This is a genomic window from Pseudomonas sp. Soil_N_39 (genome assembly GCF_057655955.1).
Window position 1 is genome coordinate 166,994 of the sequence record NZ_JBDGLI010000007.1, and the last position, 23,061, is coordinate 190,054.

The window sequence follows — 23,061 nt, forward strand, 5'->3', positions numbered from 1 at the left end:
TGCCTCAATCCACGGCGTCGACGATGCTCGAGTAGCGCTCGAACGTCTGCTGGATGAAGTTGCGGGCGACGTCCGTCCCCAACTCCTTCACCAACAAGTCTATGCAGATGATTGCCAGTTCCTCCGGGCTGCCCGGGCTATAGGAACTGTGGCCCTCCGACCATTTGGCATTGATGGTGGCTTCGATGCTGACGGTGCTCATGGTCGGGCTCGCGAGTTGAAGGTCTGTAGGCTGAGTTAAACATTTTTGCCCGGGATTTGGCACTGCGACTTAGGCATTGGGGGAGGGCTGTGCGACACTTGTTTTTTTGTTTTCAGAAGGAGCCCCGCCCGTGCAGATCGATTTGAACGCTCCTGGCGGCCTGACCCTCGAGGCGGTTCGTCAATTGCTGGCCTCGGCCGGTGACGACGAGCATACCCAGCTGCGCGTGACCAAGGGCGGCATCGCCTATTTGTCCTCGGGTGTGGTCGGTGGCGTAGACATCGAGGGTTTGCGCTTTCGGCTCGAGACCTGGGCGAAGGGTTCAGGCTACGTCGGGCGGGTCGCTGCCAGCGACGAGGTCTGGGTCATGCAGATCTACAATGCGCTGAAGGACAACTGGCCGAATCCACCTTTTGATTACATTGACGTTTATTGAGCGTCGTTCATATTCAGTCACGATTCATGCCTGAACAGCGGGAACGGGCTCAGGCAAACTGCCAGCTTTCCCCAGACTGATGGCGGCGGTGTTGAAACCAAGCGCCGATTGGGTTGTCGCACGCTCTCTGTTTATTCATCGAAAAAAGGAGGCTTCATGCCTTGGAAGCTCGCGTCATTGAGTACTTTGCTGGCCGCCATGCTCTTGAGCGGTTGCAGCAGCACCTCTGAATCGACCCCCGAACCTGTGGCGGGCGAGACCGGTCACAGCCGCTGCGAAGCAAAAGCCGCCGAGTTTGTCATTGGCAAAAAGGCTTCGCCGCAGTTGCTGGAGCAGGCCCGTACCCGTGCTGGCGCGCAGAATGCCCGGATCCTCAAGCCCAACGACATGGTGACGCTTGAATACCGCTCCGATCGCCTGAACCTCAATACCGATGCCAACATGGTGGTCGACCGGGTGAACTGCGGCTGATCGATGATTTTCAATCGCCCATAAAAAACCCCGTCACATGGACGGGGTTTTTTAGTACGCGGAGAAATTACTCAGCGCGAACTTGTGCAGCTTGCATACCCTTTTGGCCTTTCTCAGCCACGAAGGAAACGGTCTGGCCTTCTTTCAGGCTTTTGAAACCGTCGCTTTCGATAGCTTTGAAGTGTACGAACAGGTCGTCACCGCCACCTTGAGGAGTGATGAAGCCGAAGCCTTTTTCATCGTTGAACCATTTAACGGTGCCGGTTTGGCGATTAGACATGGTGTATCTCCAAGAAACATATATTTTCAGTGTACTGTGCTGCTCAGGCCAACTGGGCACACCCGGGTATCATAGTCGAAATGTTCGATTTGGGAGCCCCCCGCAGGCGCTGTTTGCCAATCAGTCGTGTTTGCTTTATCGCCTTTACCCGCTGAAAGGCCCGGTTTTAAAGGCTTTGAGCCGAAAGTAAAGACGATAAAAAAAGCTGTAAAACCTGAATAAATCGTTCGAAAAAGCCTGAAATCGGGGTTTTTCAACCCTGTCGGGCCCGTTCAGGAGGCCTGTTTTCTTACTTTTTCGCCTTGTTATCGGCTTTGCATTTTGCGATCTGCCCCAGTGCCTTTTGCTGCAGCTCCGGGGTGGCCTTGTTGTCCATCAAGGCCTGGATGTCCGAGGCAGGGTAGGACTTGATCGCATCGGCGCCACAGGCGCAATGGGACTTGGCCGCGGCCGCGCCGATCTGGGGCGTTGCGGCTTGCGTGCATTGGGCCATGTATTTTTCGCGCTCGCCCTTGGGCCAGTCGGCATGGGCGGTCAGTGGCAGCAGCAGGGCGAGGGGGGCGACTACTGCAAACAATGTGTTCAGACGCATGCGAAGATGCTCCTTTTGGGTCAATGTCTTGTTATCTGAGGCGTTGCGCTCGGTTCAGTTCAGCACTCTGGCATAAAAACCCTGGATTTACGCCAGCTTCAATTCCCGCGCGGCGATGACCGTTCATCTGTGCTAGCATGCCGGGCTCGGCTATTTCCAGGCTGTGGATGATCATTCGTCCCGGTGGCAAAGACCCCGAATAACCCTGATTTGAATCCCAGTCACTCTGGTTCGGTTTCCCCGGTTGGCCGCAAGGCTCCTGCCGCTGTAAGGCAGGCGTTCGTCATTGAATGGCCTGGACTGGATCTTGTACTGGCTCATCCCAACCCACGTGACCTTTGGTAGGGGTCACCACTAGGAGAGGAGGCGCCATGCCAACTATTACTCTTCCCGACGGCAGTCAACGTTCGTTCGATCATCCGGTTTCCGTAGCCGAGGTCGCCGCATCCATCGGCGCGGGCTTGGCCAAGGCCACCCTGGCCGGCAAGGTCAACGGCAAGCTGGTCGACGCCAGTGACGTCATCGACAGCGACGCCACGCTGCAAATCATCACGCCCAAGGATGAAGAGGGGCTGGAGATCATTCGCCACTCCTGCGCCCACTTGGTTGGCCACGCGGTCAAGCAGCTGTACCCGAGCGCGAAGATGGTCATCGGGCCGGTCATCGACGAAGGCTTCTATTACGACATCGCCTTCGAGCGTCCTTTCACGCCGGACGACATGGCGGCCATCGAACAGCGCATGCAGCAGTTGATCGAGAAAGATTACGACGTCATCAAGAAAGTCACCCCGCGCGCCGAAGTCATCGAAGTCTTCAAGGCCCGTGGCGAGGACTACAAACTGCGTCTGGTGGAAGACATGCCGGACGAGCAGGCCATGGGCCTGTACTACCACGAAGAATACGTCGACATGTGCCGCGGCCCGCACGTGCCGAACACGCGTTTCCTGAAATCCTTCAAGCTGACCAAGCTGTCCGGCGCCTACTGGCGTGGCGATGCGAAGAACGAGCAGTTGCAGCGCGTCTATGGCACCGCCTGGGCGGACAAGAAGCAACTAGCGGCATATATCCAGCGTATCGAAGAAGCTGAGAAGCGCGATCACCGCAAGATCGGCAAGCGCCTAGGCCTGTTCCATACCCAGGAAGAGTCCCCGGGCATGGTGTTTTGGCACCCGAACGGCTGGACCCTGTACCAGGTGCTCGAGCAGTACATGCGCCAGGTCCAGCGTGAGAACGGCTACCTGGAGATCAAGACGCCGCAAGTGGTCGACCGCAGCCTGTGGGAGAAATCCGGGCACTGGGCCAACTACGCCGACAACATGTTCACCACCCAGTCGGAAAACCGCGACTACGCCATCAAGCCGATGAACTGCCCGTGCCACGTGCAGGTGTTCAACCAAGGCCTGAAAAGCTACCGCGAGCTGCCGATGCGCCTGGCCGAGTTCGGTGCCTGCCACCGCAACGAGCCGTCGGGTGCGCTGCACGGCATCATGCGCGTGCGTGCGTTTACCCAGGACGACGCGCACATCTTCTGCACCGAGGAGCAGATGCAGGCCGAATCCGCCGCCTTCATCAAGCTGACCATGGACGTCTACCGGGACTTCGGCTTCACCGAGGTCGAGATGAAGCTGTCCACTCGTCCGGAAAAACGCGTGGGCTCCGACGAGTTGTGGGATCGCGCCGAAGCGGCCCTGGCCGCCGCCCTCGATAGCGCGGGCCTTGCGTATGACCTGCAGCCTGGCGAGGGGGCTTTCTACGGGCCGAAGATCGAGTTCTCGCTGAAAGATTGCCTTGGTCGCGTGTGGCAGTGTGGTACCCTGCAGCTCGATTTTAACCTGCCGATCCGTCTTGGCGCCGAATACGTGTCCGAAGACAACAGCCGCAAGCACCCGGTCATGCTTCACCGCGCGATCCTCGGTTCGTTCGAGCGTTTCGTCGGGATTCTGATCGAACACTACGAGGGTGCGTTCCCCGCGTGGCTGGCGCCGACCCAGGCAGTGATCATGAATATCACTGATAAACAGGCAGATTTTGCCGCCGAAGTCGAAAAAACTCTCAACCAAAGCGGATTTCGTGCCAAGTCCGACTTGAGAAATGAAAAGATCGGCTTTAAAATCCGCGAGCATACTTTGCTCAAGGTTCCCTTTCTCTTGGTTATTGGAGATCGGGAGGTCGAGATGCAGACTGTCGCTGTGCGTACTCGTGAAGGTGCTGACCTGGGCTCGATGCCCGTCGCCGAATTCGCTGAGTTTCTCGCGCAAGCGGTTTCCCGGCGTGGTCGCCCAGATTTGGAGTAATTATTATTAAGCGTGAAATGAGACAAGATAAACGAGCTGCACCGAAAGCCCCGATCAACGAGAATATCTCGGCACGCGAGGTTCGGTTAATTGGCGCTGACGGCGAGCAGATTGGCATCGTCTCGATTGATGAAGCGCTTCGTATTGCTGAAGAAGCCAAGCTTGATCTGGTAGAAATTTCCGCAGACGCAGTCCCACCGGTTTGCCGGGTGATGGACTACGGCAAGTCGATCTTCGAGAAGAAGAAGCAGATTGCCGCGGCGAAGAAAAACCAGAAGCAGATTCAGGTAAAAGAAATCAAGTTTCGTCCAGGGACGGAGGAAGGGGATTACCAGGTAAAACTGCGCAACCTGGTACGTTTCCTGAGTGATGGGGACAGGGCCAAGGTATCCTTGCGATTCCGCGGCCGTGAGATGGCCCACCAGGAGCTGGGGATGGAACTCCTCAAGCGGGTTGAACAAGACCTGCTCGAGTACGGTTCGGTCGAACAGCATCCTAAGATGGAAGGACGCCAGCTGATCATGGTCATCGCCCCGAAAAAGAAGAAGTAATCACCAGGGCACGGCAGGCCTTGCGATTATGTTTATCAACTGAATGCGGAGTATCCGAACATGCCAAAGATGAAGACCAAAAGTGGTGCTGCTAAGCGGTTTCTGAAAACTGCTAACGGTATCAAGCACAAGCACGCTTTCAAGAGCCACATCCTGACCAAAATGTCGACCAAGCGTAAGCGTCAACTGCGCGGTAGCAGCTTGCTGCATCCGTCTGACGTGGCAAAAGTCGAGCGCATGCTGCGCCTTCGTTAATTTTTGGATCAAGAATAGAGGAAGTAACTCATGGCTCGTGTAAAGCGTGGCGTCATTGCCCGTAAGCGTCACAAGAAAATTCTGAAACTTGCTAAAGGCTACTACGGCGCGCGCTCCCGCGTATTCCGTGTTGCCAAGCAAGCGGTAATCAAGGCAGGCCAATACGCCTACCGTGACCGTCGTCAGAAAAAACGTCAGTTCCGCGCTCTGTGGATCGCTCGTATCAACGCTGGTGCTCGTGTTAACGGTCTGTCCTACAGCCGTTTCATCGCTGGCCTGAAAAAAGCGTCCATCGAGATCGACCGTAAGGTTCTGGCTGATCTGGCAGTGAACGAAAAAGCGGCGTTTGCTGCGATTGTCGAGAAAGCTAAAGCCACCTTGGCTTAAGTACCCCCGGCAGTCACCAGGGCTCACCTCTGTGGGCCCAGGTGTCAAACGTCATAAATAGGGGAAGAGCCTTAAAGCTCTTCCCCTATTTTGTATCTGGAGTCTGTACATGGAAAACCTGGACGCGCTGGTCGCTCAAGCACTAGAGGCTGTGCAAAGCGCTGAAGATATCAATGCCCTGGAGCAAATCCGGGTTCACTACCTTGGCAAGAAGGGCGAGTTGACTCAGGTGATGAAGACCCTGGGGAACCTGCCAGCCGAAGAGCGTCCGCAGGTCGGTGCGCTGATCAACGTTGCCAAGGAGCGTGTCACAGAAGTCCTCAATGCACGCAAGGCGTTGTTCGAGGAGGCGGATCTGGCTGCCAAGCTCGCCGCCGAGTCCATCGACGTGACCCTGCCTGGCCGTGGCCAGACTTCCGGTGGCCTGCATCCGGTAACCCGGACCCTGGAACGCATCGAGCAGTTCTTCACCCACATCGGCTACGGCATTGCCGAAGGCCCTGAGGTCGAAGACGACTACCACAACTTCGAGGCGCTCAACATCCCAGGCCATCACCCGGCCCGGTCGATGCACGACACCTTCTATTTCAATGCGAACATGCTGTTGCGCACCCATACCTCGCCGGTACAGGTCCGCACCATGGAATCGCAGCAGCCGCCGATCCGCATCGTCTGCCCAGGCCGTGTGTACCGCAGCGACTCCGATATCACCCACTCGCCGATGTTCCACCAGGTCGAAGGCCTGCTGGTTGATCGCGACATCAATTTCGCCGACCTGAAAGGCACTATCGAAGAGTTCCTGCGGGTGTTCTTCGAAAAAGAACTGGCCGTGCGTTTCCGTCCTTCGTACTTCCCATTCACCGAGCCGTCGGCTGAAGTCGACATGGAATGCGTGATGTGCAGCGGCAAAGGCTGCCGCGTCTGCAAGCAGACTGGCTGGCTGGAAGTCATGGGCTGCGGCATGGTTCACCCGAACGTGCTGCGCATGTCCGGGATCGATCCGGAAGAATTCTCGGGCTTTGCTTTCGGCATGGGCGTCGAGCGCCTGGCCATGCTGCGTTACGGTGTGAATGACTTGCGCCTGTTCTTCGACAACGACTTGCGATTCCTTGCGCAATTTCGCTAGGTCGCTAGTCCGTAACGAATCTATTAGGAGAGCAGGATGAAATTCAGTGAACAATGGCTGCGCGGCTGGGTAAGCCCGCAGGTAAGTCGGGACGAGCTGGTTGCTCGCCTGTCGATGGCCGGCCTTGAGGTCGATAGCGTAACGCCGGCCGCCGGTGATTTCAGTGGCGTGGTGGTGGGTGAGGTGCTGGGCACCGAGCAGCACCCGGACGCTGACAAACTGCGGGTTTGTCAGGTCAGCAATGGTGCGGAAACCTTCCAAGTCGTCTGCGGCGCGCCCAACGTGCGCCCGGGCCTGAAGATTCCGTTCGCCATGATCGGTGCTGAACTGCCGGGCGACTTCAAGATCAAGAAAGCCAAGCTGCGTGGCGTCGAGTCCAACGGCATGCTGTGTTCACAGGCCGAGCTGCAGGTTGGCGAAGGCAACGATGGCTTGATGGAGCTTCCAGCTGATGCGCCGGTGGGCCAAGACATCCGTGAATACCTGGGCCTGGACGATGCAAGCATTGAGGTCGACCTGACGCCGAACCGCGGCGACTGCCTGTCCCTGGCCGGCCTGGCCCGTGAAGTCGGCGCGTTGTATGCCGCCCCCGTGACGCGTCCAGTGGTCGCGACCGTGCCGGCCGTGCATGACGAAGTGCGTTCGATTGAAGTCCTGGCGCAGGCGGCGTGCCCGCGTTACCTGGGCCGTGTGATCCGTAACGTCGATCTGTCCAAGCCGACGCCGCTGTGGATGGTGGAGCGCCTGCGTCGCGCCGACGTGCGCAGCATCGACGCAGCCGTGGACATCACCAACTATGTGATGCTGGAGCTGGGTCAACCGTTGCATGCGTTCGATCTCGCCGAGATCAACGGCGGCATCCGCGTACGCATGGCCGAAGAGGGTGAGAAGCTGGTGCTGCTCGACGGCCAGGAAGTGACCCTGCGCAGCGACACCCTGGTAATTGCCGACCACGCCCGCGCCTTGGCGATTGCCGGCGTAATGGGCGGCGAGCACAGTGGCGTATCCGCCACGACCCGCGATGTATTCCTGGAAAGCGCGTTCTTCGACCAGATCGCCGTCGCTGGCAAGGCGCGTTCCTATGGCTTGCACACCGACGCCTCGCACCGCTACGAGCGTGGTGTGGATTGGCAGCTGGCCCGTGAAGCCATGGAGCGCGCCACTGGCCTGCTGCTGGAAATCACTGGCGGTGAAGCCGGCCCGATCATCGAGACCGTCAGCGAACAGCACCTGCCCAAGATTGCACCGGTCACCCTGCGTGCCCAGCGCATCACTCAGATGCTGGGCATGGAAATGGCCCCGGCCGAAGTCGAACGCCTGCTCAGTGCTTTGGGCCTGAACATCAACGCCGACGGGGCAGGGCAGTGGCGCGTCGAAGTGCCAAGCCATCGCTTCGATATCAGCCTGGAAGTCGACCTGATCGAAGAACTGGCCCGCCTGTACGGCTACAATCGCCTACCGGTTCGCTACCCGCAAGCGCGCCTGGCCCCACAGGCCAAGGCTGAAGCCCGTAGCGACCTGCCTGAACTGCGCCGCCTGCTGGTGGCCCGTGGGTATCAGGAAGCGATCACCTACAGCTTCATCGATCCACGCCAGTTCGAGCTGTTCAATCCGGGCGTCGAGCCGCTGTTGCTGGCCAACCCGATTTCCAATGACATGGCCGCCATGCGCTCGTCCCTGTGGCCGGGCCTGGTCAAGTCGCTCCAGCACAACCTGAACCGCCAGCAGGATCGCGTGCGTCTGTTCGAAAGCGGCCTGCGTTTTGTCGGTCAGTTGGAAGGCTTGAAGCAAGAGCCGATGCTGGCCGGTGTCGTCTGTGGCAGTCGCCTGCCGGAAGGCTGGGCGCAAGGTCGCGATGTCGTCGATTTCTTCGACGTCAAGGCTGACGTCGAAGCGGTGCTGGGCTTCGCCGGCGCACTCGACGCGTTCACGTTCGTACCGGGCAAGCATCCTGCGTTGCACCCGGGGCAGACCGCACGCATTGAGCGGGACGGGCGCGAAGTCGGCTATGTGGGCGCTATTCACCCTGAACTGGCGAAAACCCTCGGCCTTGATCGTCCGGTATTCGTCTTCGAGCTGGTCTTGGCCGAAGTGGCCCAGGGGAAAATGCCGAAATTCCAGGAGTTATCGCGCTTTCCTGAAGTGCGGCGTGACCTGGCGTTGCTGGCCGATCGCGACGTTGCTTCCAGCGCTGTGCTGGACGTAATCCGTGAAAATGCAGGCGAATGGCTCACGGACCTCAGGCTATTTGACGTGTATCAGGGTAAAGGCATTGATCCGCATAGAAAAAGCCTTGCAGTCGGCTTGACCTGGCAGCATCCATCGCGCACTCTTAATGACGATGAGGTGAATACCGCAACGCAGAACATCCTCACCTCGCTCGAAAACAGGTTGAACGCCACGTTAAGGAAGTGACGTATGGGGGCTCTGACGAAAGCTGAGATGGCGGAACGTCTGTATGAGGAGCTGGGCCTGAATAAACGGGAGGCCAAAGAATTGGTCGAACTGTTTTTCGAAGAAATCAGGCACGCTCTGGAAGACAACGAACAGGTCAAATTGTCCGGTTTCGGCAATTTCGACCTTCGGGACAAACGCCAGCGGCCTGGCCGCAATCCGAAAACGGGAGAAGAAATCCCGATCACGGCTCGCCGTGTGGTCACCTTTCGTCCAGGGCAGAAGTTGAAGGCCCGAGTTGAGGCTTATGCTGGAACCAAGTCATAACGACGAACTACCCGTCATCCCGGGCAAACGCTACTTCACCATTGGTGAAGTCAGCGAGCTGTGTGCGGTAAAACCGCACGTGCTGCGCTATTGGGAGCAGGAGTTTCCTCAACTCAACCCGGTCAAGCGCCGCGGAAACCGCCGGTATTATCAGCGACAAGACGTACTGATGATCCGGCAGATCCGCGCGCTGCTGTACGACCAAGGGTTCACCATCGGCGGCGCGCGCTTGCGCCTCTCCGGTGATGAGGCCAAGGACGATACAACCCAGTACAAACAGATGATCCGCCAGATGATCGCCGAGCTCGAAGATGTGCTGGTGGTGCTCAAGAAATAAATTTCTGCTTTTAAATCTTCCAGTTTTCAAAAGCTTGCGATATATTCCTGAGCGTTCCGTTGAGAAGCGGAACAAGATTCACGCCTAGTCGGGGCGTAGCGCAGTCCGGTAGCGCACTAGCATGGGGTGCTAGGGGTCGAGTGTTCGAATCACTCCGTCCCGACCATATTTTGAAAGGGGATCAAGCCATTCACTGGCTTGGTCCCCTTTTTCGTTTCAGGCTGCGCAAAATCTGCAAAGGCCTCCAAAGCCAGGTTAGCAACCTGGACCCACCCTTTTCATGGGTGGTCGATACCGTATTCTTCCCCTTCGAATATCAGTACAGCTGCAACCTCTAAGCGCCAGCGATTCTTACGTGCCGGGGGATTTGTGGTTACTGTTGGCGTTGCTTCGTGGCTAGGTCGGTCCGCGAACCAGTATCCAGACAGAGCGCTTTTCTAAAGTAGAGGGATCCTCATGAAAGCCGTAGTTTACGAAGCCTTTTCTCAACCCCCTCGTTTAATGACGGTCGAGGACCCGACCCCCGAGCATCACGGTGTGGTGGTTCAAGTCCTTGGCACGGGCGTATGCCGAAGCGACTGGCATGGCTGGAAAGGTCACGATCCTGACATTCGGCTGCCCCATGTGCCCGGTCACGAACTGGCGGGAATCGTGGCGCAGGTGGGGCGGGATGTCACCCGATGGAAGGTGGGTGATCGCATTACCGTGCCTTTTGTCGGTGGCTGTGGCGCGTGTCCGGAATGCAATAGCGGCAACCAGCAGGTGTGCCACAGCCAGTTTCAGCCGGGTTTCACCCATTGGGGTTCTTTCGCCGAGTATGTGGGGATTCACAAGGCGGATTTGAACCTGGTTGCGCTGCCGGAAAACATGGACTTCGCCACGGCGGCGAGCCTGGGTTGTCGCTTCGTCACGTCGTTTCGTGCGGTTGTCGATCAAGGCAAGGTCACGGCGGGCCAGTGGGTGGCGGTTCATGGCTGTGGTGGTGTGGGGTTGTCCGCGGTGATGATTGCTCATGCTATCGGGGCGAATGTTATTGCCATCGATATCTGCGACGATAAGCTCAAGCTTGCCCAGTCGCTCGGTGCCGTCGCGATGGTCAACGCAAGCCGTGTGGCGGATGTCACCGAGGCGGTGCTTGAGATCACGAAGGGCGGCGCTCACGTCCCCCTGGATGCCCTGGGTCATCCAGCAACCTGCTTCAACTCCATCAATAATCTGAGGCGTCGTGGCAGGCATGTCCAGGTCGGTTTGATGCTGGCCGATCACAGCACGCCGGCAATCCCAATGAGCAAGGTCATTGCCTACGAGCTGGAGATCTGTGGCAGCCATGGCATGCAGGCTCACCGTTACGGCGCGATGATGGAAATGATCGCGTCCGGCAAGTTGGCGCCTGAAAAACTGGTGGGCAAGACCATCAGCCTCGAACAGTCCATTGACGCGCTGATGAACATGGATCGGTTTGACACGGCAGGGGTTACGGTCGTGACACAGTTCTGACTGAGATCGGCCACGTTCTTCACGGTAATTTCAGGTCGACGAACGCTCAGCCCCACCTATCAAAAGCACCTGCCTGCCCAGGCCTAAGGGTAGGCAGGCGAGGGGCTCGACCATCTTTTATATCAGAAAGATATATAAATAATAGGAAATTGTCTTAATAGATATAGGACAAGGGCCTGCCAAAATAATATCCTAATTGAAAGAAAATAATTTCGCAATCCGAAAAAATCAAAAAGAGCGAAAAAAATGATCAAGACTCCGAAACGGTCAGAAGACGGTTCCGACCCGACCCAGGGTTGGGATGAAAAGAAGGCTCGAAGTACCGTGCAATCCTTGGCCAAGGGGTTTCGCGTACTGGAGTCGTTCACTGCCGAAAACGATGAGTTGACCTTGAGTCAGATCGCCGCGACGGCCGATCTCGATCCTGGTACGACTTTTCGCATGCTCAATACGTTGGTGGATTTGGGGTATGTCTCCAGAATTCCGGAAAGCCGTCGTTTTGCGTTGACGCTCAAGGTGCTGGATCTGGGCTTTCATGCCATCGCCCGGACTGATTTGCGCAGCATTGTGCGGCCTATACTCCGAGGCCTGGTCAGTGAAACCAGCGAGGCTGCCAGCTTTGCCGTCCTGCAGGGCGCCGATGTGCTTTACCTGGAGCGGGTACGGGCGGGCATCACCCGGTTGGGCGTGGATATCCGCATCGGCACCACGGTGCCTGCAACCCAGACGGCCATCGGCCAGTCGATCCTTGCCTTCCTGCCGGAGCAACAGGTCCAGAAAGTCCAGGCGCTCACGCCGACCACGCCCTTCATCATGAAACCCCATGCGCTTGAACGTCCCCTGGCGGAGTTGCTTGGGCAAATTCGCGACGATGGTTTCGTCTTGACCGAATCTTTGTTCACCGATGGACTGAGAATTCTCGCGGTCCCCGTGCTGGACATCGATGGATATCCGGTGGGGGCGATCAGCATTGCCGCTCCTTCGGTCCGGTGTACGGCGGACGAGCTTAAAAACCGTGCACTTAGTTCCACCCTGGAAGCCGCCAAGGACATTGGTAAGGCATTGGAGGCCAATGGAAGTATCGGCTCGAACTTCTAAACGTTAGTCATGATTACACGGGTTCACGCTAAAGCCCGTTAATGATCTCAATGAACTTCAAGCATTGTGAAATTCACACTGCTCGCACCTGCACGCCCCGACAATATTGACAATAAGAAGGAAGTGCCATGTTGATGCAAAACTTAGAAACAGAGCCTGTGGCTGAAGGGCTTAAAAGCCAAGCGAATATCAGTGCGAGACTTGAACGTTTGCCTATTACCCGGCAGGTCTTCTGGGCCAGGAATATTATTGGTGCCGCCACATTCTTTGATGGTTATACCGTCATCGCGATTGCCTATGCGATGCCGGTATTGGCCAAGGAATGGAACCTGACCGCGACCCAGATCGGCATGATTTTATCGTTCGGTTACCTGGGGCAGTTGTTAGGGGCGGTGTTCTTTGGTTGGCTGGCTGAACGTATCGGGCGGATGAAGGTACTGACGTTCACCATTCTTCTCTTCGTTGCCATGGATGTGGCCTGTCTGTTCGCCTGGAGCGCCGGGTCGATGATTCTGTTTCGTTTTCTGCAAGGCATCGGCACGGGAGGCGAGGTGCCGGTCGCCAGCGCTTATGTCAATGAGCTGATCGGATCGAAAAAGCGCGGCAAGTTTTTTCTGCTCTATGAAGTCATGTTCCTGCTCGGGCTGGTCGGTGCGGGCATCATTGGCTACCTGCTGGTACCGATCTACGGCTGGAAGGCCATGTTCGCCGTGGGCCTTGTCCCTGCCACGATTTTGATCCCGCTGCGCTTCTTTCTCTTCGAGTCGCCACGCTGGCTGGCCTCCAAAGGTCGATTGCAAGAAGCTGATCGCATTGTGACGCGCCTGGAAAACAGCGTGTTGAAAGCCGGCAAGCAACTTGCGCCCGCCGTAGAGGTGCCGCAGCTCGCAAAACCTGGTGGTACTCAAGGTTGGCGTGAGCTATTCCATGGCATGTATTTCAAACGGTCCATGGTCATCTGGGCAATGTGGTTTGGTGCCTACATGGTTGCCAATGGCTTGATCACCTGGTTGCCAACGCTTTATCGCCAACATTTCAATCTGCCGCTGGACACCAGTTTGGCTTACGGTTTCATCACGTCGGGGGCCGGCGTGGTTGCAGCCGTCATCTGCGCCTTGTTGATCGACAGGTTCGGTCGCCGCCGCTGGTATATGGGGGCCTTGTTCCTGGCTGCAATTCCCTTGTCAGTCCTGGCGCTGACCGGCGCGACATCACCCTTGCAGATCCTGCTTCTGGCCGGCCTCGGATACGCAATGGTGCAAACCGTCACGTTCTCACTTTATCTGTACTCGGCAGAGCTTTATCCCACCCGCCTTCGTGCGTTGGGTACCGGGTTGGGCAGTGCCTGGTTGCGCCTGGGGTCCGCCACGGGGCCGTTGGTGGTAGGACTCACCGTGTCCAGTGTCGGTGTGCATTATGTGTTTGGAATATTCGCAGTGATATTAATCATCACCGGCTGTGTCACTGCATTGTTTGCTGTTGAAACCAAGGGGCGAATACTGGAGGAACTTTCGCCTTGATAAGCGTTACGCCTGATCATTGATTAATTAGCTGCACACGTAATCTCCAATAAACCCCAAGTGATACTTGATTGTATGGCTTGCGTTCCTGCACGCGTCAGTTGCGGACACTTAGTAAACCAGAGGAAAGAAAATGAGTACTAAGAACACGATTGATCTCAAAGGTCTGGTACCGGCTCCAGTCACTCCGTTTACCCGCGATGGCAAGGTCGACTATGACGCGATTCAGAAGTTGGGTTCCTGGCTGGGTAGCTTTGATGGCGTCAAGGGCTTGGTGGTGTTGGGTCATGCGGGCGAGGGTACATTCCTGACCCAGGCCGAGCAGGCCTTGGTGATTCAGAGCTTTAAGGAATCGGTGGGCGGGCGGATCCCGATCATCGCCGGTATTACCGGGGAAGGCACCCAAGTGGCCGCCGAGGAAGCCCAGCGCGCCGTCGATGCGGGTGCCAGTGCGGGCCTGGTTTATCCCTCCCATGGCTGGTTGCGTTTCGGTTACCAGAAGGGGGCCGCACAAGATCGCTACCGGGCGATTTACGAGCACAGCGGTCTGCCTCTGATCCTGTTCCAATATCCAGACGTGACCAAGGCCACCTACGACCTGGAAACCCAGTTGGACATCGCCAGGCAGCCAGGGGTTTTCGCCATGAAGAACGGCGTGCGCAACATGCGCCGTTGGGACACTGAGATCCCGGTGGTACGTCGTGAGGTTCCGGACCTGCAGATTCTCACCTGCCACGACGAGTACCTGTTGCACACCATGTTCGATGTGGACGGGGCACTGGTGGGCTACGGCAGCCTGACGCCTGAGCCGTTGATCGAGTTGATTGCCGCCGGCAAGCGCAGGGACTATCCGGCCGCTCGTGCCATCCACGACAAATTGCTGCCAGTCACCCGCAACGTCTACCACCGTGGCTCCCACATGGAAGGCACCGTGGCGCTCAAGCATGGCCTGGTGGCGCGCGGCATTCTGGACCACGCCACGGTGCGTTCGCCGTTGCTGCCGCTGGCGGAAGGTGCGGATCGCGAAATCGCCGACGCCTTGCGCTCCGCTGGTCTGATCTGACCCGAGGAGGGGCGCTAACCAGGCGCCCCTCCTGCTGTGCCTGGCCGAACAAGGTTCCGTGATCTGGGGCCCTTTTTGCTCCATTCGCACCGACTGAAATATCCGATCCAATCTTCGATCAGCTCCATCCCTCCGGCGATTCGACAAGTCGTTTCCCGAGGGAGAGCAGACCGCGTGTGCCCTTCAATAACAACAACAGGGGAATCATGGTCGTGAAAACAATAACGCTGCGTCTCGCTGGCATTTTACTGTGCGTCGGCTTGCTGTCGCCTCGGGTGTTCGCCCAGGGTTTGGTTGACGACAGCAAGGCAACGCTGACCCTCAGAAACTTCTTCTTCGAACGTCATTTCACTGCGCCTGATGCCGCACAAGGCCAGGCACGGGAGTGGACACAGAGCTTTATTTTCGATCTTCGATCCGGCTTTACCTCCGGTACCGTTGGCGTGGGTGCCGACGTATTGGGCAAGTATGCCGTCAAGTTGGACGGCGGCGCCGGGCGTTACGGTGCGTTGTTATTACCTAAGGATGGTGATGGGGATCCGGCGGGTAGCTTCGGCCGGCTTGGAGTCGCCCTTAAAGCGAAAATTTCCGCCACCGAATTGAAAGTGGGTGAATGGATGCCCAACCTGCCGATTATCACCGCTGACGACTTCCGGGCGTTGCCACAAACGTTCGAAGGGACGCAGTTGTCTTCGCAGGATGTGAAGTACTGGACGCTGTTCGCCGGGCAATTCAAAAAAACCAGCTTGCGTAATGATTCCTCCATGGAGGATCTGGCTTTCGGTAGCGCTCACAGCGACGCGTTCAACTATCTGGGGGCCGACTACCGTTCAGCGTCTAAAAACAGCACATTTCGTCTATGGAGTGGGCAGCTAAAGGACATCTATCAGCAGCACTATGTCGGTCTGAACCAGCGCTGGTCGTTATCCCCAAGCGTCACCTTGAACACGAACCTGGGTTATTTCTGGGGCAAGGACGACGGTGCAGCCAAGGCTGGCCGTTTGGATAATCGCACGGCGTCATTGATGATCGGCCTGGGCGTCGAGCAGCATACGTTCAGTCTTGGTTGGCAGCAGGTCAGCGGTGAGACGGGCTGGATGAGAGTCTCCGGTACTGGAGGTATCTACCTGGCGAACAATACGTTCAACCATGCCTTTGACAACCCGGGGGAGCGATCCTGGCAGTTGCGCTACGATCTGGATTTCGCCGGTTATGGCGTTCCGGGGTTGTCATTGATGACCCGTTATGTCCACGGCGACGACGTCAGGTTACAACGCGTCGAGGACGGTTCGGAGTGGGTGCGTGAGAGTGAGCTTGGGTATGTGGTGCAAAGCGGTCGACTAAAAAATCTGGCTTTGCGTTGGCGAAATGCAAGTGTGCGCCGTGGATTCAATAGTGCGGATTACGATGAGAATCGTGTGATCATCAGTTATCCCTTGGGGATTCTTTAAGATCATTTGCTCTGAGCGATTCCCGATAATGCGCTTCATCAACTTCGGTCAGGGTCGCATAACCGTCGTAGTGGTAGATTCGGTGCCTGTCTCGGGCATAGCGGTCCGTCAGGAATTCGAAGCTGGCCAGGTCGATACGCTTGGCGCTCAGCGGGCGTCGGTGGCAGAACAACTTGCGCGTGCCCAGTTGCAGGAAATCGGGATGGGGCACGCGGACTTCATCGGGGTCGAACACCACATCCAACGGTTTGCCTTCCGAGAAGATCAGGGTAGGGCTGACGGCATAGGTGCCGAGAATGCGGGTCTCAGAGGGGGGTAGCCGTTTTTTCGCCTCGCCGTAGTAATACAGCGCATCCCGATCCTTGGCCCAACCATGCCCACAGGACTCGAAAGTGGCCGCGTGGGCCTTACGAATCGGTTCGGGGGGATGATAGAAAACCCGGTGGCAGAACACGGTTTTGCCGTCTGTCAGGTAGGGCGACCCGAGTGAGCGGAAGTGCTCCGCGGGTTCTTGGGAAAACCGTTCGGGCACTTCCGTTTGCGCGTTATGAAACGGGATCAGATACAAGCCCTGGGCATCGCCGCACAGGTGCGTGTCGAGCAATCTGAAACTCGCTGCGTCCAGCCCGTTGATCACGCGTCCATGGAAATACACTTGGTCGCCCAGTTCAAAACCGAGACCGATGGCCCGTAACGGCAGCGTTTCCGTGTGCGTTTGCGCGGCCTCAGTCGTTGTCTGCAAACGGTGCCACCAATAACCTTCCAACTGCGGATGGGCTTCGAAGTAAGGAGCCCACGCCTTTTGCATGGCCGCATCGATGATGCCGCCAGAGCCCAGTGGGCCGTGCTTGTCACCTGCCAGCACAGGGGAGTAATCCTGGTCATTGCGACAAAGCTGGGTCACGACGAAGCTTTCCGCGTCGACATCGAGGCGTTTCTGGCGCCTGTAGACGTGCTGGTGATCACGGTAATAGTCGAAACCCAAGTGGCGAAAACTCGGGCCATGGGCGTCACGCAAGCGGGTCCCGGCGGCGTAGACGAAACTGTCGTCCACGGCAAAATAGTCATCCTCGTATTCAGCGGCGCTGACCACGCGGCCGTACTCATCGAACGCCGGCTGCCTGCACTTGAGCAGGTGGAAATCGCCAACGTAGCGGATGGTCTTGCCAGTCAGGTAATAGGCGCGTTGCTTGTCCTTGGCGTAGCGTTCGTTAAGCACGGTGAAGGTCGCCAAGTCGGCATTGTCGATGCGGTAGAAGTATTCATAGGAAATGCTCGAACCTTGCTGTGCTTGCACGATGATCGACTGCCCATCGGTGCCCCAGCGATGGGCGAGCATCTGGAAGTCGTCCGGATTTGCGACCGGCAGCGGCGTGCCGTCCTTCTGGTGCAGGGGCTTGAAGCCCTTGTAGACCTGATCGTCGATCACTCGATAGGACGGATGGTTGCAATACCGCACCCGCGCCGTGGCGCTGGCGATAAATTGCCCCTGCAAAAAGATATTGACCCCGTCGCTGAACAGGGCGGACGCTGAAGTTACCGAGGCGGGGGACGATGTCAGCAGGGTCAGGCTGTCGGGGCGTGCCTCGGGAATTTGGCTGATCGCGTACTCGCCGAACCAATAGGCGCCGGTTGCGTCACGCCAGTACTGGTGGCCGAGGTTTTCCAGGCCTTTGTCGAACCGAAACGGCAGGGCCTGAAGCGCGTGGTAGCCATGGCGCTCCCGGTAGGCCGGAAGCAGGTAGTAATCACGCAGGGCGTCGCGCAGGACCCAAGGGTTTCGTCGATGCCGCCACACCGGCTGACCGGCCAGCAAGGGCGAGGACGGATAATGCCCAGCGCTGGCAGCTTGGGCTAACTCGTCGGGTCGTGCGCCTTCAGGGTTGAGCATGATGTACACATCAGGCACTTGCCCGTCGCCCAGCAGCCGACCTTCCATGAACGCGAAGCCTTGATGCCATTCAAGCTGCAGCGGTTCCCAGTCAGCAATAGCCGTGTCTCTGTCTGTCATGTCGATGCGACCGGAGCGTTTGATGGTTGGCCAAGGACTACAAGTTTTGCCGCGAACTCGACACCTGGCGAGGCAGGCTCGAGGGTGTTAGGTTCGACAAATGTTTGTCAAAAGCAGTCGAAGCCATGACTACCCCGAACATCACCCTGCCGGACGTTCTCAGATCCTTCATAGACGATCAGGTTAGGCAGCGAGGCTACAGTACCCGTAGTGAATATGTACGGGAACTGATTCGCAAGGATCAGAATCGGCAGCACCAGCGTGGCTTGGTATTGGACGGGGCCGAGTCGGCTCCCACTGTTCCAGTGAATGGCGACTACTTTGAATCCCTACGGGCCAAAGTAAGGGTGAGGATGAGGTCCGCGAACTTACAGAGCCAAACCCCGTTAAGCCTGTAGCAGCCGTGTAGGAGCTGACGAGTGCAACGAGGCTGCGATCTTTCCCTAGCCACTTGAGTCCCAAGCGAAAGATCAAAAAATCGCAGGCTTCGCCACCTCCTACAGAGCCGAGCCAAAGACCGCCGCTGCCACGTTCAAAAAATGAACTTGAACAGCGCAATCACCACTATCAGGCCAATCAGGAAAATGATACCTACGGTGCCGCCAAGGAATTTCAACATAATCACGCTCTCATCGGATGGGCTTAATCGTCTAGACCGCCACCGATAACGCTCGTTTCGTTGAATATTCATTCGTGGTGATCAATGAACCGCAAAGGACCTTGGCACTGGCACATGCTCGAATTTTGAAATGGTCTTGATCCAGTAGCGGCGATAGTCCGTCTGGTCCGGTGCCAATGGTTTGTGGCTGGACCATGGATGTTTTTCCTTCAGGCTGGCGCGGTACGCCTCCCATTCTTTCTGCTCGGCCACTTCCCGGGCCTTGCTCCGGTCATCGAACCAGCCCAGCACGTAAGCTTCGCCCTGATCCGTGCCGTGCGCTATCAGCAAATAAATCTCTGTCATAACTGACCTACCGTTCCGTCCTGCGCCCCAGTGGCGGGGTCTTATCCTGGGTATCGGCCGTGTTTGGCTGTTTTTGAGATTTATTGATAAGTGGCGAGTATGGCGGGATCGGGAAAAACGCAGGACGAATGGCTCACTCGCCGGCGCCAACGGCGCGCCAGGCGGCCTCGGCCAATTGCTGCCGGTAGGCTTCAGGGTTGCGTTTGACGCGGGCAGAGAGCCAGGCACGGCAGTAGCTCTCCGCAGAACCGATGATCAGTGACGGGATCAGCTCAAAAGGCAGGTCCTGCAAATCCTGCTGGTGGGCCGGGTCGCTGAACCATTTCTTGAGTGCGGCGTTCCTGGCCAGATTCGCCTCGGCGAGCCGTTCGTTGAAGCTGCTGCGCGCCACTGCAAAGCGCGCCTGGTACTGGAATCGTGCCCAGTCGGGTTGGCTGACCACCCAATCCACGTAGCTAAACACCAGGGCATGCACCCATTCGCGGGTCGACGTGACAGCGCCAAGGTAGCTGTCCCTGAGCCGCGCCTGATCATCCAGGGCTGTCATGTATAACGCCGCGACCAAGCCTTCCTTGTTCTCGAAATGGTGATAAATGGCCCCCACGCTCATCTGGCTTTCGGCACGGATGATGTCGATGGTGGTTGCTTCTATGCCCTGTTGATTGAACAGCGCCAGGGCACATCGGAGGATGTGCCGCTTGGACTCGGCACGACGCCCTGGGTAGCAGCGCTCGAGGAGATCGACAGGTTCCATTTTTCGGCCCAGTCAAAAAGGGGCCATGGTAATTGAAACGCAGACTCGACACGAGCGATTGACAGGGTGGACATATACAGAATAATGTTCTGTAACAGAGTAGTATTCTGTAAAAGAGTAATATTCTGTTCATGACTTCAGCCACCTGACCCGAGATACCCCATGAGCCAGACTCTCAGCATGTACCAAAGCGTTGGTCCGTCCGCCTTCAGCAATATGGCCTGCCAGATGGCACCGTACTTCGGCACCATCAACCCGGAAATTTCGGTGTTGGCACCCGGGCGCGGTGAAGTGAGGGTGCCGTTTCGCAAGGAAATCACCAATCACCTGGCGTCCGTTCACGCGATCGCGCTGTGCAACGCGGCAGAACTGGCGGGCGGCATGATGACCGAGGTGTCCATCCCCAGTGGTGCCCGCTGGATCCCTAAGGGCATGACCGTCGAATACCTGGCCAAGGCCAAGACATCTATCCACGCCATTGCCGACGGTAGCGACATCGATTGGCAGACCTCGGGGGACAAGGTTGTCCCGGTCGAGATCTTCGACGAGGGTGGTGTGAAGGTCTTCACGGCGCGCATCACCATGAACGTGAAAGTCGGCTAGGTCGCCCGGTCCATCAAGCGTCGACCGTTTCCCCAGCCACTGACGGAAGCGGCTGACGCTTGAGGCAAGGCTAAAGATCGAGAACCAAATCAGAAGTGGGCTTGCTGCAGCACAGCAAGCGCAGGCCTTTGTCGATTTCCCGTTGCCTGATGCCGCCGTTGTGGTTCATCTCCACCGTACCCTGGAGCAGGACGGTCTTGCAGGTGCCACAAACACCCTGGCTGCAGGAGGAGGGCGGGCTTTCTTGGTGGCAGACAGCGCGGTCTGATTGGTGCACAAACACGATGTCAAGATTGCCGACCATGTCGCGGGCGGCCCGGGTCATCGACATCATGGGCGTTACGCCGGAACCGGCCGACAGGTACAACAACCGCAACCACCCGGGCACGGGATTGGATGGCTGACCCAATCGCACGGCAGGCTTGAAGTGCTGTTATCGCTTGGCGATGCATTACCTGGCGGGGCTAGGTTCTGTCCTGGCTCGAGCATCGATGGCCTCGCTTCAAATGGTTGATATCCGTGGGCCAAGGGTTCAAGCGGCACAGAGCGCCTGCACGATGAACTCGCGTTGGCCGTTATCTGGATTTGGGCAGTGGATGACAGATGAGCGGTATGACAAAGGCAGTCGTTCCGGCATTCTTTGGCCGGATGGCGAAGTTCTTTCGGCGGTGTTCAGCAAAAAAATCATAATGGCGGCTCGTTGTTGTTTTAGAGTCCTTGCCTCTTGGAGATACAACCAAGCGCGCCTCACGGAGATGTTGTTTCATGCCTGCGTCCGGCTTGTTCGACTGGAACGGTGGTCGGGCTCCATACTGCTGGTCTTTAAGCGCTGAGGACTGTCGGGTCAATGAAATGTACTCATGTGTACATTAAGAGATCATCAGGGTACATTTCTATCACGTATTCGAAGACGGAGGCGCACGATGCCGCAGGTAGGGAAGGCCCGTAGTAAGGCCCAGGACGCGGGCTGGCGAGGCTCGCCGGAGGGTTGGCTGGAAGCCGCCTACGAGGCCCTGAAGGAGTCGGGCATCGATGCGGTCCGGGTCATGCCACTGGCCAAGCGCCTGGGTTTGTCACGCACCAGCTTCTACTGGTTTTTCGAGGACCGCGAGCAACTGCTGGCTGCGTTGCTGTCGCGTTGGCGGGAGACCAACACGGGGGGGTTGATACGGCAAAGTGAAAGCTATGCCGAGAGCATTTCCGAGGCGATCCTGAATGTGTTCGAGTGCTGGCTCAACCCGCAGCTGTTCGACTCGCAGTTTGAGTTCGCCGTGCGCAGTTGGGCGCTTCAGTCCGCTGAAGTGGCCCAGGAGGTGGCGGTGGTGGACGAGCAGCGAATGAACGCCCTGGCGAACATGTTCAAGCGCTTTGGCTACGACAACCAGGGGGCTGATACACGGGCCCGAACGATCTACCTGACGCAGATCGGCTACATTACCATGAACACGACTGAGTTGATCACCGTGCGCTTCCAGCGCATCCCGCATTACGTGAGCATCTTCACCGGCAAAGTCCCCAAGCAGCGTGAGCTGGATCGTTTCTACGGGAAGTTCGGCTATGCCGAAAAAGAATCCGGGGTCTTTGTGCCCTTGACCGACACGTTCGAAAGCAACGGCGATGATCACTGAGACCGTGGGGATCATTGGCGGCACTGGCTGGTTGGGCGGTGCGATTGCCAAGGCGGTCCTGGCGAAGGGACTGGTGCCGGCGGGAAACCTGATCATTTCCAATCGCTCGGGCAACCATCCGTTGGCTCAACAAGGTGCTTGCCTGGTCACGGACAATCAGGACCTGGTGGATCGCAGCGACGTGGTGATCCTCGCGGTTCGCCCCGAGCATTTCGCCAGCCTGGGCATCGATGCGACGGGTAAAACGGTGATCTCCCTGATGGCCGGGATCACGGCGCAGGCGATTGCTGCGCAGACCTCGGCTTCAGCGGTCGTGCGGGCGATGCCCAACGCGGCGGTGGAAATCGAGCAGTCCTTTACCCCTTGGTATGGCTTTGGCGCGATAGCGCCGACGACGAAAAGCCTCGTGCAGCAGGTGTTCGAATGTGTGGGCACTGCGGCTGAGGTCGAGAAAGAAGATTTCATTGATTACCTCTCTGCGCTTTCGGGCACTGGCCCGGCCTTTCCGGCCCTGTTGATGACGGCGCTGGCTAATCAGGCGATGCAGGCCGGCATACCCGGCGACATCGCACAGCTGGCGGCGAAAAGTGTCGTGGTCAACAGCAGCCAGTTGCTGGCGAGCCGTGACGCCCAGCAGATGATCGACGCCTTGGTGGCCTACCGGGGTGTCACGGCCGCTGCCTTGCAGGTGATGAGCCTGGGGGATTTCGAAGGGCAGGTTGGCAGGGCGTTGCAGGCGGGCGCTGCGGTTGCGCGCAAGGGGCTTGAGGCCTGATAAAAGTGTGGGGTACGAAAACGGCGCCTTCCACTCTTGGGAGAA

The 23,061-nt window shown here is 57.7% G+C and carries 26 protein-coding genes, 1 tRNA gene and 1 pseudogene; 20 read left to right on the forward strand and 8 right to left on the reverse strand.

What is annotated here, in order from left to right; translation table 11 throughout:
• Positions 1-4 precede the first annotated feature (4 nt).
• Positions 5-202 carry a hypothetical protein gene (locus AC3A5O_RS12955; protein WP_122568169.1) on the reverse strand — a complete coding sequence of 66 codons (198 nt, stop codon included), beginning with the start codon at positions 200-202 and terminating at the stop codon, positions 5-7.
• Between the two features lie 130 nt (positions 203-332).
• On the opposite strand from AC3A5O_RS12955, the gene AC3A5O_RS12960 reads away from it, so the two are divergent.
• Together AC3A5O_RS12960 and AC3A5O_RS12965 are read left to right on the forward strand one after the other, a co-directional pair.
• Positions 333-638: a hypothetical protein gene (locus AC3A5O_RS12960; protein ID WP_122568170.1), complete on the forward strand. Its 306-nt coding sequence runs from the start codon at positions 333-335 to the stop codon at positions 636-638.
• A gap of 156 nt (positions 639-794) precedes the next feature.
• Positions 795-1,109, forward strand: a complete 315-nt coding sequence (locus tag AC3A5O_RS12965) for an I78 family peptidase inhibitor (protein ID WP_122568171.1) — start codon at positions 795-797, stop codon at positions 1,107-1,109.
• A gap of 67 nt (positions 1,110-1,176) precedes the next feature.
• Here AC3A5O_RS12965 and AC3A5O_RS12970 read toward each other — a convergent pair whose 3' ends face one another.
• Both AC3A5O_RS12970 and AC3A5O_RS12975 read right to left on the reverse strand, forming a co-directional pair.
• Complete coding sequence (locus AC3A5O_RS12970; protein ID WP_007905882.1) at positions 1,177-1,389, reverse strand: cold-shock protein; 213 nt, start codon at positions 1,387-1,389, stop codon at positions 1,177-1,179.
• A gap of 289 nt (positions 1,390-1,678) precedes the next feature.
• On the reverse strand, positions 1,679-1,981 hold the full coding sequence (locus AC3A5O_RS12975) for a hypothetical protein (protein WP_122568172.1): 303 nt from the start codon (positions 1,979-1,981) through the stop codon (positions 1,679-1,681).
• Between the two features lie 371 nt (positions 1,982-2,352).
• On the opposite strand from AC3A5O_RS12975, the gene thrS reads away from it, so the two are divergent.
• From thrS to AC3A5O_RS13045, 14 genes are all read left to right on the forward strand, one after another.
• Positions 2,353-4,275: a threonine--tRNA ligase gene (gene thrS, locus AC3A5O_RS12980; protein WP_014337550.1), complete on the forward strand. Its 1,923-nt coding sequence runs from the start codon at positions 2,353-2,355 to the stop codon at positions 4,273-4,275.
• Positions 4,275-4,826 (forward strand): translation initiation factor IF-3, encoded by a 552-nt coding sequence (gene infC / locus AC3A5O_RS12985; protein WP_169432615.1) that lies wholly within the window; start codon positions 4,275-4,277, stop codon positions 4,824-4,826. The genes thrS and infC overlap by 1 nt, the downstream gene beginning before the upstream one ends.
• 60 nt (positions 4,827-4,886) lie before the next feature.
• On the forward strand, positions 4,887-5,081 hold the full coding sequence (gene rpmI, locus AC3A5O_RS12990; protein WP_002553160.1) for a 50S ribosomal protein L35: 195 nt from the start codon (positions 4,887-4,889) through the stop codon (positions 5,079-5,081).
• A 30-nt stretch (positions 5,082-5,111) separates the two neighbouring features.
• On the forward strand, positions 5,112-5,468 hold the full coding sequence (rplT, locus tag AC3A5O_RS12995) for a 50S ribosomal protein L20 (RefSeq protein ID WP_002553161.1): 357 nt from the start codon (positions 5,112-5,114) through the stop codon (positions 5,466-5,468).
• Positions 5,469-5,577: 109 nt separating this feature from the next.
• Positions 5,578-6,594: a phenylalanine--tRNA ligase subunit alpha gene (pheS, locus tag AC3A5O_RS13000; protein ID WP_003203624.1), complete on the forward strand. Its 1,017-nt coding sequence runs from the start codon at positions 5,578-5,580 to the stop codon at positions 6,592-6,594.
• A gap of 36 nt (positions 6,595-6,630) precedes the next feature.
• A complete protein-coding gene (pheT, locus tag AC3A5O_RS13005; protein WP_487753257.1) occupies positions 6,631-9,009 on the forward strand; it encodes a phenylalanine--tRNA ligase subunit beta in 2,379 nt (792 codons plus the stop codon).
• Positions 9,010-9,012: 3 nt separating this feature from the next.
• A complete protein-coding gene (gene ihfA, locus AC3A5O_RS13010; RefSeq protein ID WP_002553164.1) occupies positions 9,013-9,315 on the forward strand; it encodes an integration host factor subunit alpha in 303 nt (100 codons plus the stop codon).
• Positions 9,296-9,652 carry a MerR family transcriptional regulator gene (locus tag AC3A5O_RS13015; RefSeq protein ID WP_003179985.1) on the forward strand — a complete coding sequence of 119 codons (357 nt, stop codon included), beginning with the start codon at positions 9,296-9,298 and terminating at the stop codon, positions 9,650-9,652. The genes ihfA and AC3A5O_RS13015 overlap by 20 nt, the downstream gene beginning before the upstream one ends.
• An 89-nt stretch (positions 9,653-9,741) precedes the next feature.
• Positions 9,742-9,818, forward strand: a tRNA-Pro gene (locus AC3A5O_RS13020).
• Between the two features lie 290 nt (positions 9,819-10,108).
• Positions 10,109-11,149, forward strand: a complete 1,041-nt coding sequence (locus tag AC3A5O_RS13025) for a zinc-dependent alcohol dehydrogenase family protein (protein ID WP_487753258.1) — start codon at positions 10,109-10,111, stop codon at positions 11,147-11,149.
• Between the two features lie 246 nt (positions 11,150-11,395).
• Entirely contained in the window at positions 11,396-12,247 is an 852-nt protein-coding gene (locus AC3A5O_RS13030; RefSeq protein ID WP_122568175.1) for an IclR family transcriptional regulator, read from the forward strand.
• Between the two features lie 128 nt (positions 12,248-12,375).
• Positions 12,376-13,767, forward strand: coding sequence for an MFS transporter (locus tag AC3A5O_RS13035; protein ID WP_305481328.1), 1,392 nt, complete (start codon positions 12,376-12,378; stop codon positions 13,765-13,767).
• Positions 13,768-13,900: 133 nt separating this feature from the next.
• Positions 13,901-14,830 (forward strand): dihydrodipicolinate synthase family protein, encoded by a 930-nt coding sequence (locus AC3A5O_RS13040; RefSeq protein ID WP_122568177.1) that lies wholly within the window; start codon positions 13,901-13,903, stop codon positions 14,828-14,830.
• 206 nt (positions 14,831-15,036) lie between these two features.
• Complete coding sequence (locus tag AC3A5O_RS13045) at positions 15,037-16,281, forward strand: OprD family porin (protein WP_305483175.1); 1,245 nt, start codon at positions 15,037-15,039, stop codon at positions 16,279-16,281.
• On the opposite strand, the gene AC3A5O_RS13050 is transcribed toward AC3A5O_RS13045, so the two are convergent.
• On the reverse strand, positions 16,256-18,292 hold the full coding sequence (locus AC3A5O_RS13050; protein WP_487753259.1) for a DKNYY domain-containing protein: 2,037 nt from the start codon (positions 18,290-18,292) through the stop codon (positions 16,256-16,258). The two genes, AC3A5O_RS13045 and AC3A5O_RS13050, sit on opposite strands and share 26 nt — an antisense overlap.
• Positions 18,293-18,417: 125 nt before the next feature.
• Between AC3A5O_RS13050 and AC3A5O_RS13055 the strand changes: the two genes are divergently transcribed.
• On the forward strand, positions 18,418-18,690 hold the full coding sequence (locus tag AC3A5O_RS13055; RefSeq protein WP_122568411.1) for a ribbon-helix-helix domain-containing protein: 273 nt from the start codon (positions 18,418-18,420) through the stop codon (positions 18,688-18,690).
• 134 nt (positions 18,691-18,824) lie between these two features.
• Here the strand turns inward: AC3A5O_RS13055 and AC3A5O_RS13060 are convergent, their stop codons facing one another.
• From AC3A5O_RS13060 to AC3A5O_RS13070, 3 genes are all read right to left on the reverse strand, one after another.
• Positions 18,825-18,983: a small membrane protein YohP gene (locus tag AC3A5O_RS13060; protein ID WP_487753260.1), complete on the reverse strand. Its 159-nt coding sequence runs from the start codon at positions 18,981-18,983 to the stop codon at positions 18,825-18,827.
• 9 nt (positions 18,984-18,992) lie between these two features.
• Positions 18,993-19,256, reverse strand: a complete 264-nt coding sequence (locus tag AC3A5O_RS13065; protein ID WP_003203536.1) for a hypothetical protein — start codon at positions 19,254-19,256, stop codon at positions 18,993-18,995.
• 133 nt (positions 19,257-19,389) lie between these two features.
• Positions 19,390-20,010 carry a TetR/AcrR family transcriptional regulator gene (locus tag AC3A5O_RS13070; RefSeq protein WP_122568179.1) on the reverse strand — a complete coding sequence of 207 codons (621 nt, stop codon included), beginning with the start codon at positions 20,008-20,010 and terminating at the stop codon, positions 19,390-19,392.
• A 162-nt stretch (positions 20,011-20,172) separates the two neighbouring features.
• Between AC3A5O_RS13070 and AC3A5O_RS13075 the strand changes: the two genes are divergently transcribed.
• Entirely contained in the window at positions 20,173-20,613 is a 441-nt protein-coding gene (locus AC3A5O_RS13075; RefSeq protein WP_122568180.1) for a hotdog fold domain-containing protein, read from the forward strand.
• 70 nt (positions 20,614-20,683) lie between these two features.
• On the opposite strand, the pseudogene AC3A5O_RS13080 reads toward AC3A5O_RS13075, so the two are convergent.
• Positions 20,684-20,883 (reverse strand): annotated as a pseudogene (locus AC3A5O_RS13080) (2Fe-2S iron-sulfur cluster-binding protein); the annotation flags it as partial.
• Positions 20,884-21,536: 653 nt separating this feature from the next.
• On the opposite strand from AC3A5O_RS13080, the gene AC3A5O_RS13085 reads away from it, so the two are divergent.
• Entirely contained in the window at positions 21,537-22,241 is a 705-nt protein-coding gene (locus AC3A5O_RS13085) for a TetR/AcrR family transcriptional regulator (RefSeq protein ID WP_122568181.1), read from the forward strand.
• The gene (locus AC3A5O_RS13090; RefSeq protein WP_305470491.1) at positions 22,231-23,016 is read left to right on the forward strand and encodes a pyrroline-5-carboxylate reductase family protein; all 786 of its coding nucleotides are present in this window, start codon (positions 22,231-22,233) and stop codon (positions 23,014-23,016) included. The genes AC3A5O_RS13085 and AC3A5O_RS13090 overlap by 11 nt, the downstream gene beginning before the upstream one ends.
• Positions 23,017-23,061: the final 45 nt, after the last annotated feature.

Coding starts and splice junctions, on each gene's coding strand:
- rpmI (WP_002553160.1), top strand. CDS start 4,887: ATGCCAAAGATGAAGACCAAAAGTGGTGCTGCTAAGCGGTTTCTGAAA.
- thrS (WP_014337550.1), top strand. CDS start 2,353: ATGCCAACTATTACTCTTCCCGACGGCAGTCAACGTTCGTTCGATCAT.
- AC3A5O_RS12970 (WP_007905882.1), bottom strand. CDS start 1,389: ATGTCTAATCGCCAAACCGGCACCGTTAAATGGTTCAACGATGAAAAA.
- AC3A5O_RS13030 (WP_122568175.1), top strand. CDS start 11,396: ATGATCAAGACTCCGAAACGGTCAGAAGACGGTTCCGACCCGACCCAG.
- AC3A5O_RS13065 (WP_003203536.1), bottom strand. CDS start 19,256: ATGACAGAGATTTATTTGCTGATAGCGCACGGCACGGATCAGGGCGAA.
- AC3A5O_RS12955 (WP_122568169.1), bottom strand. CDS start 202: ATGAGCACCGTCAGCATCGAAGCCACCATCAATGCCAAATGGTCGGAG.
- pheS (WP_003203624.1), top strand. CDS start 5,578: ATGGAAAACCTGGACGCGCTGGTCGCTCAAGCACTAGAGGCTGTGCAA.
- ihfA (WP_002553164.1), top strand. CDS start 9,013: ATGGGGGCTCTGACGAAAGCTGAGATGGCGGAACGTCTGTATGAGGAG.
- AC3A5O_RS12975 (WP_122568172.1), bottom strand. CDS start 1,981: ATGCGTCTGAACACATTGTTTGCAGTAGTCGCCCCCCTCGCCCTGCTG.
- AC3A5O_RS13025 (WP_487753258.1), top strand. CDS start 10,109: ATGAAAGCCGTAGTTTACGAAGCCTTTTCTCAACCCCCTCGTTTAATG.
- AC3A5O_RS13050 (WP_487753259.1), bottom strand. CDS start 18,292: ATGACAGACAGAGACACGGCTATTGCTGACTGGGAACCGCTGCAGCTT.
- AC3A5O_RS13015 (WP_003179985.1), top strand. CDS start 9,296: ATGCTGGAACCAAGTCATAACGACGAACTACCCGTCATCCCGGGCAAA.
- AC3A5O_RS13040 (WP_122568177.1), top strand. CDS start 13,901: ATGAGTACTAAGAACACGATTGATCTCAAAGGTCTGGTACCGGCTCCA.
- AC3A5O_RS13055 (WP_122568411.1), top strand. CDS start 18,418: ATGACTACCCCGAACATCACCCTGCCGGACGTTCTCAGATCCTTCATA.
- AC3A5O_RS13045 (WP_305483175.1), top strand. CDS start 15,037: ATGGTCGTGAAAACAATAACGCTGCGTCTCGCTGGCATTTTACTGTGC.
- AC3A5O_RS13085 (WP_122568181.1), top strand. CDS start 21,537: ATGCCGCAGGTAGGGAAGGCCCGTAGTAAGGCCCAGGACGCGGGCTGG.
- AC3A5O_RS13060 (WP_487753260.1), bottom strand. CDS start 18,983: ATGAATATTCAACGAAACGAGCGTTATCGGTGGCGGTCTAGACGATTA.
- AC3A5O_RS13070 (WP_122568179.1), bottom strand. CDS start 20,010: ATGGAACCTGTCGATCTCCTCGAGCGCTGCTACCCAGGGCGTCGTGCC.
- AC3A5O_RS13035 (WP_305481328.1), top strand. CDS start 12,376: ATGTTGATGCAAAACTTAGAAACAGAGCCTGTGGCTGAAGGGCTTAAA.
- AC3A5O_RS13090 (WP_305470491.1), top strand. CDS start 22,231: ATGATCACTGAGACCGTGGGGATCATTGGCGGCACTGGCTGGTTGGGC.
- AC3A5O_RS12965 (WP_122568171.1), top strand. CDS start 795: ATGCCTTGGAAGCTCGCGTCATTGAGTACTTTGCTGGCCGCCATGCTC.
- AC3A5O_RS13075 (WP_122568180.1), top strand. CDS start 20,173: ATGAGCCAGACTCTCAGCATGTACCAAAGCGTTGGTCCGTCCGCCTTC.
- pheT (WP_487753257.1), top strand. CDS start 6,631: ATGAAATTCAGTGAACAATGGCTGCGCGGCTGGGTAAGCCCGCAGGTA.
- rplT (WP_002553161.1), top strand. CDS start 5,112: ATGGCTCGTGTAAAGCGTGGCGTCATTGCCCGTAAGCGTCACAAGAAA.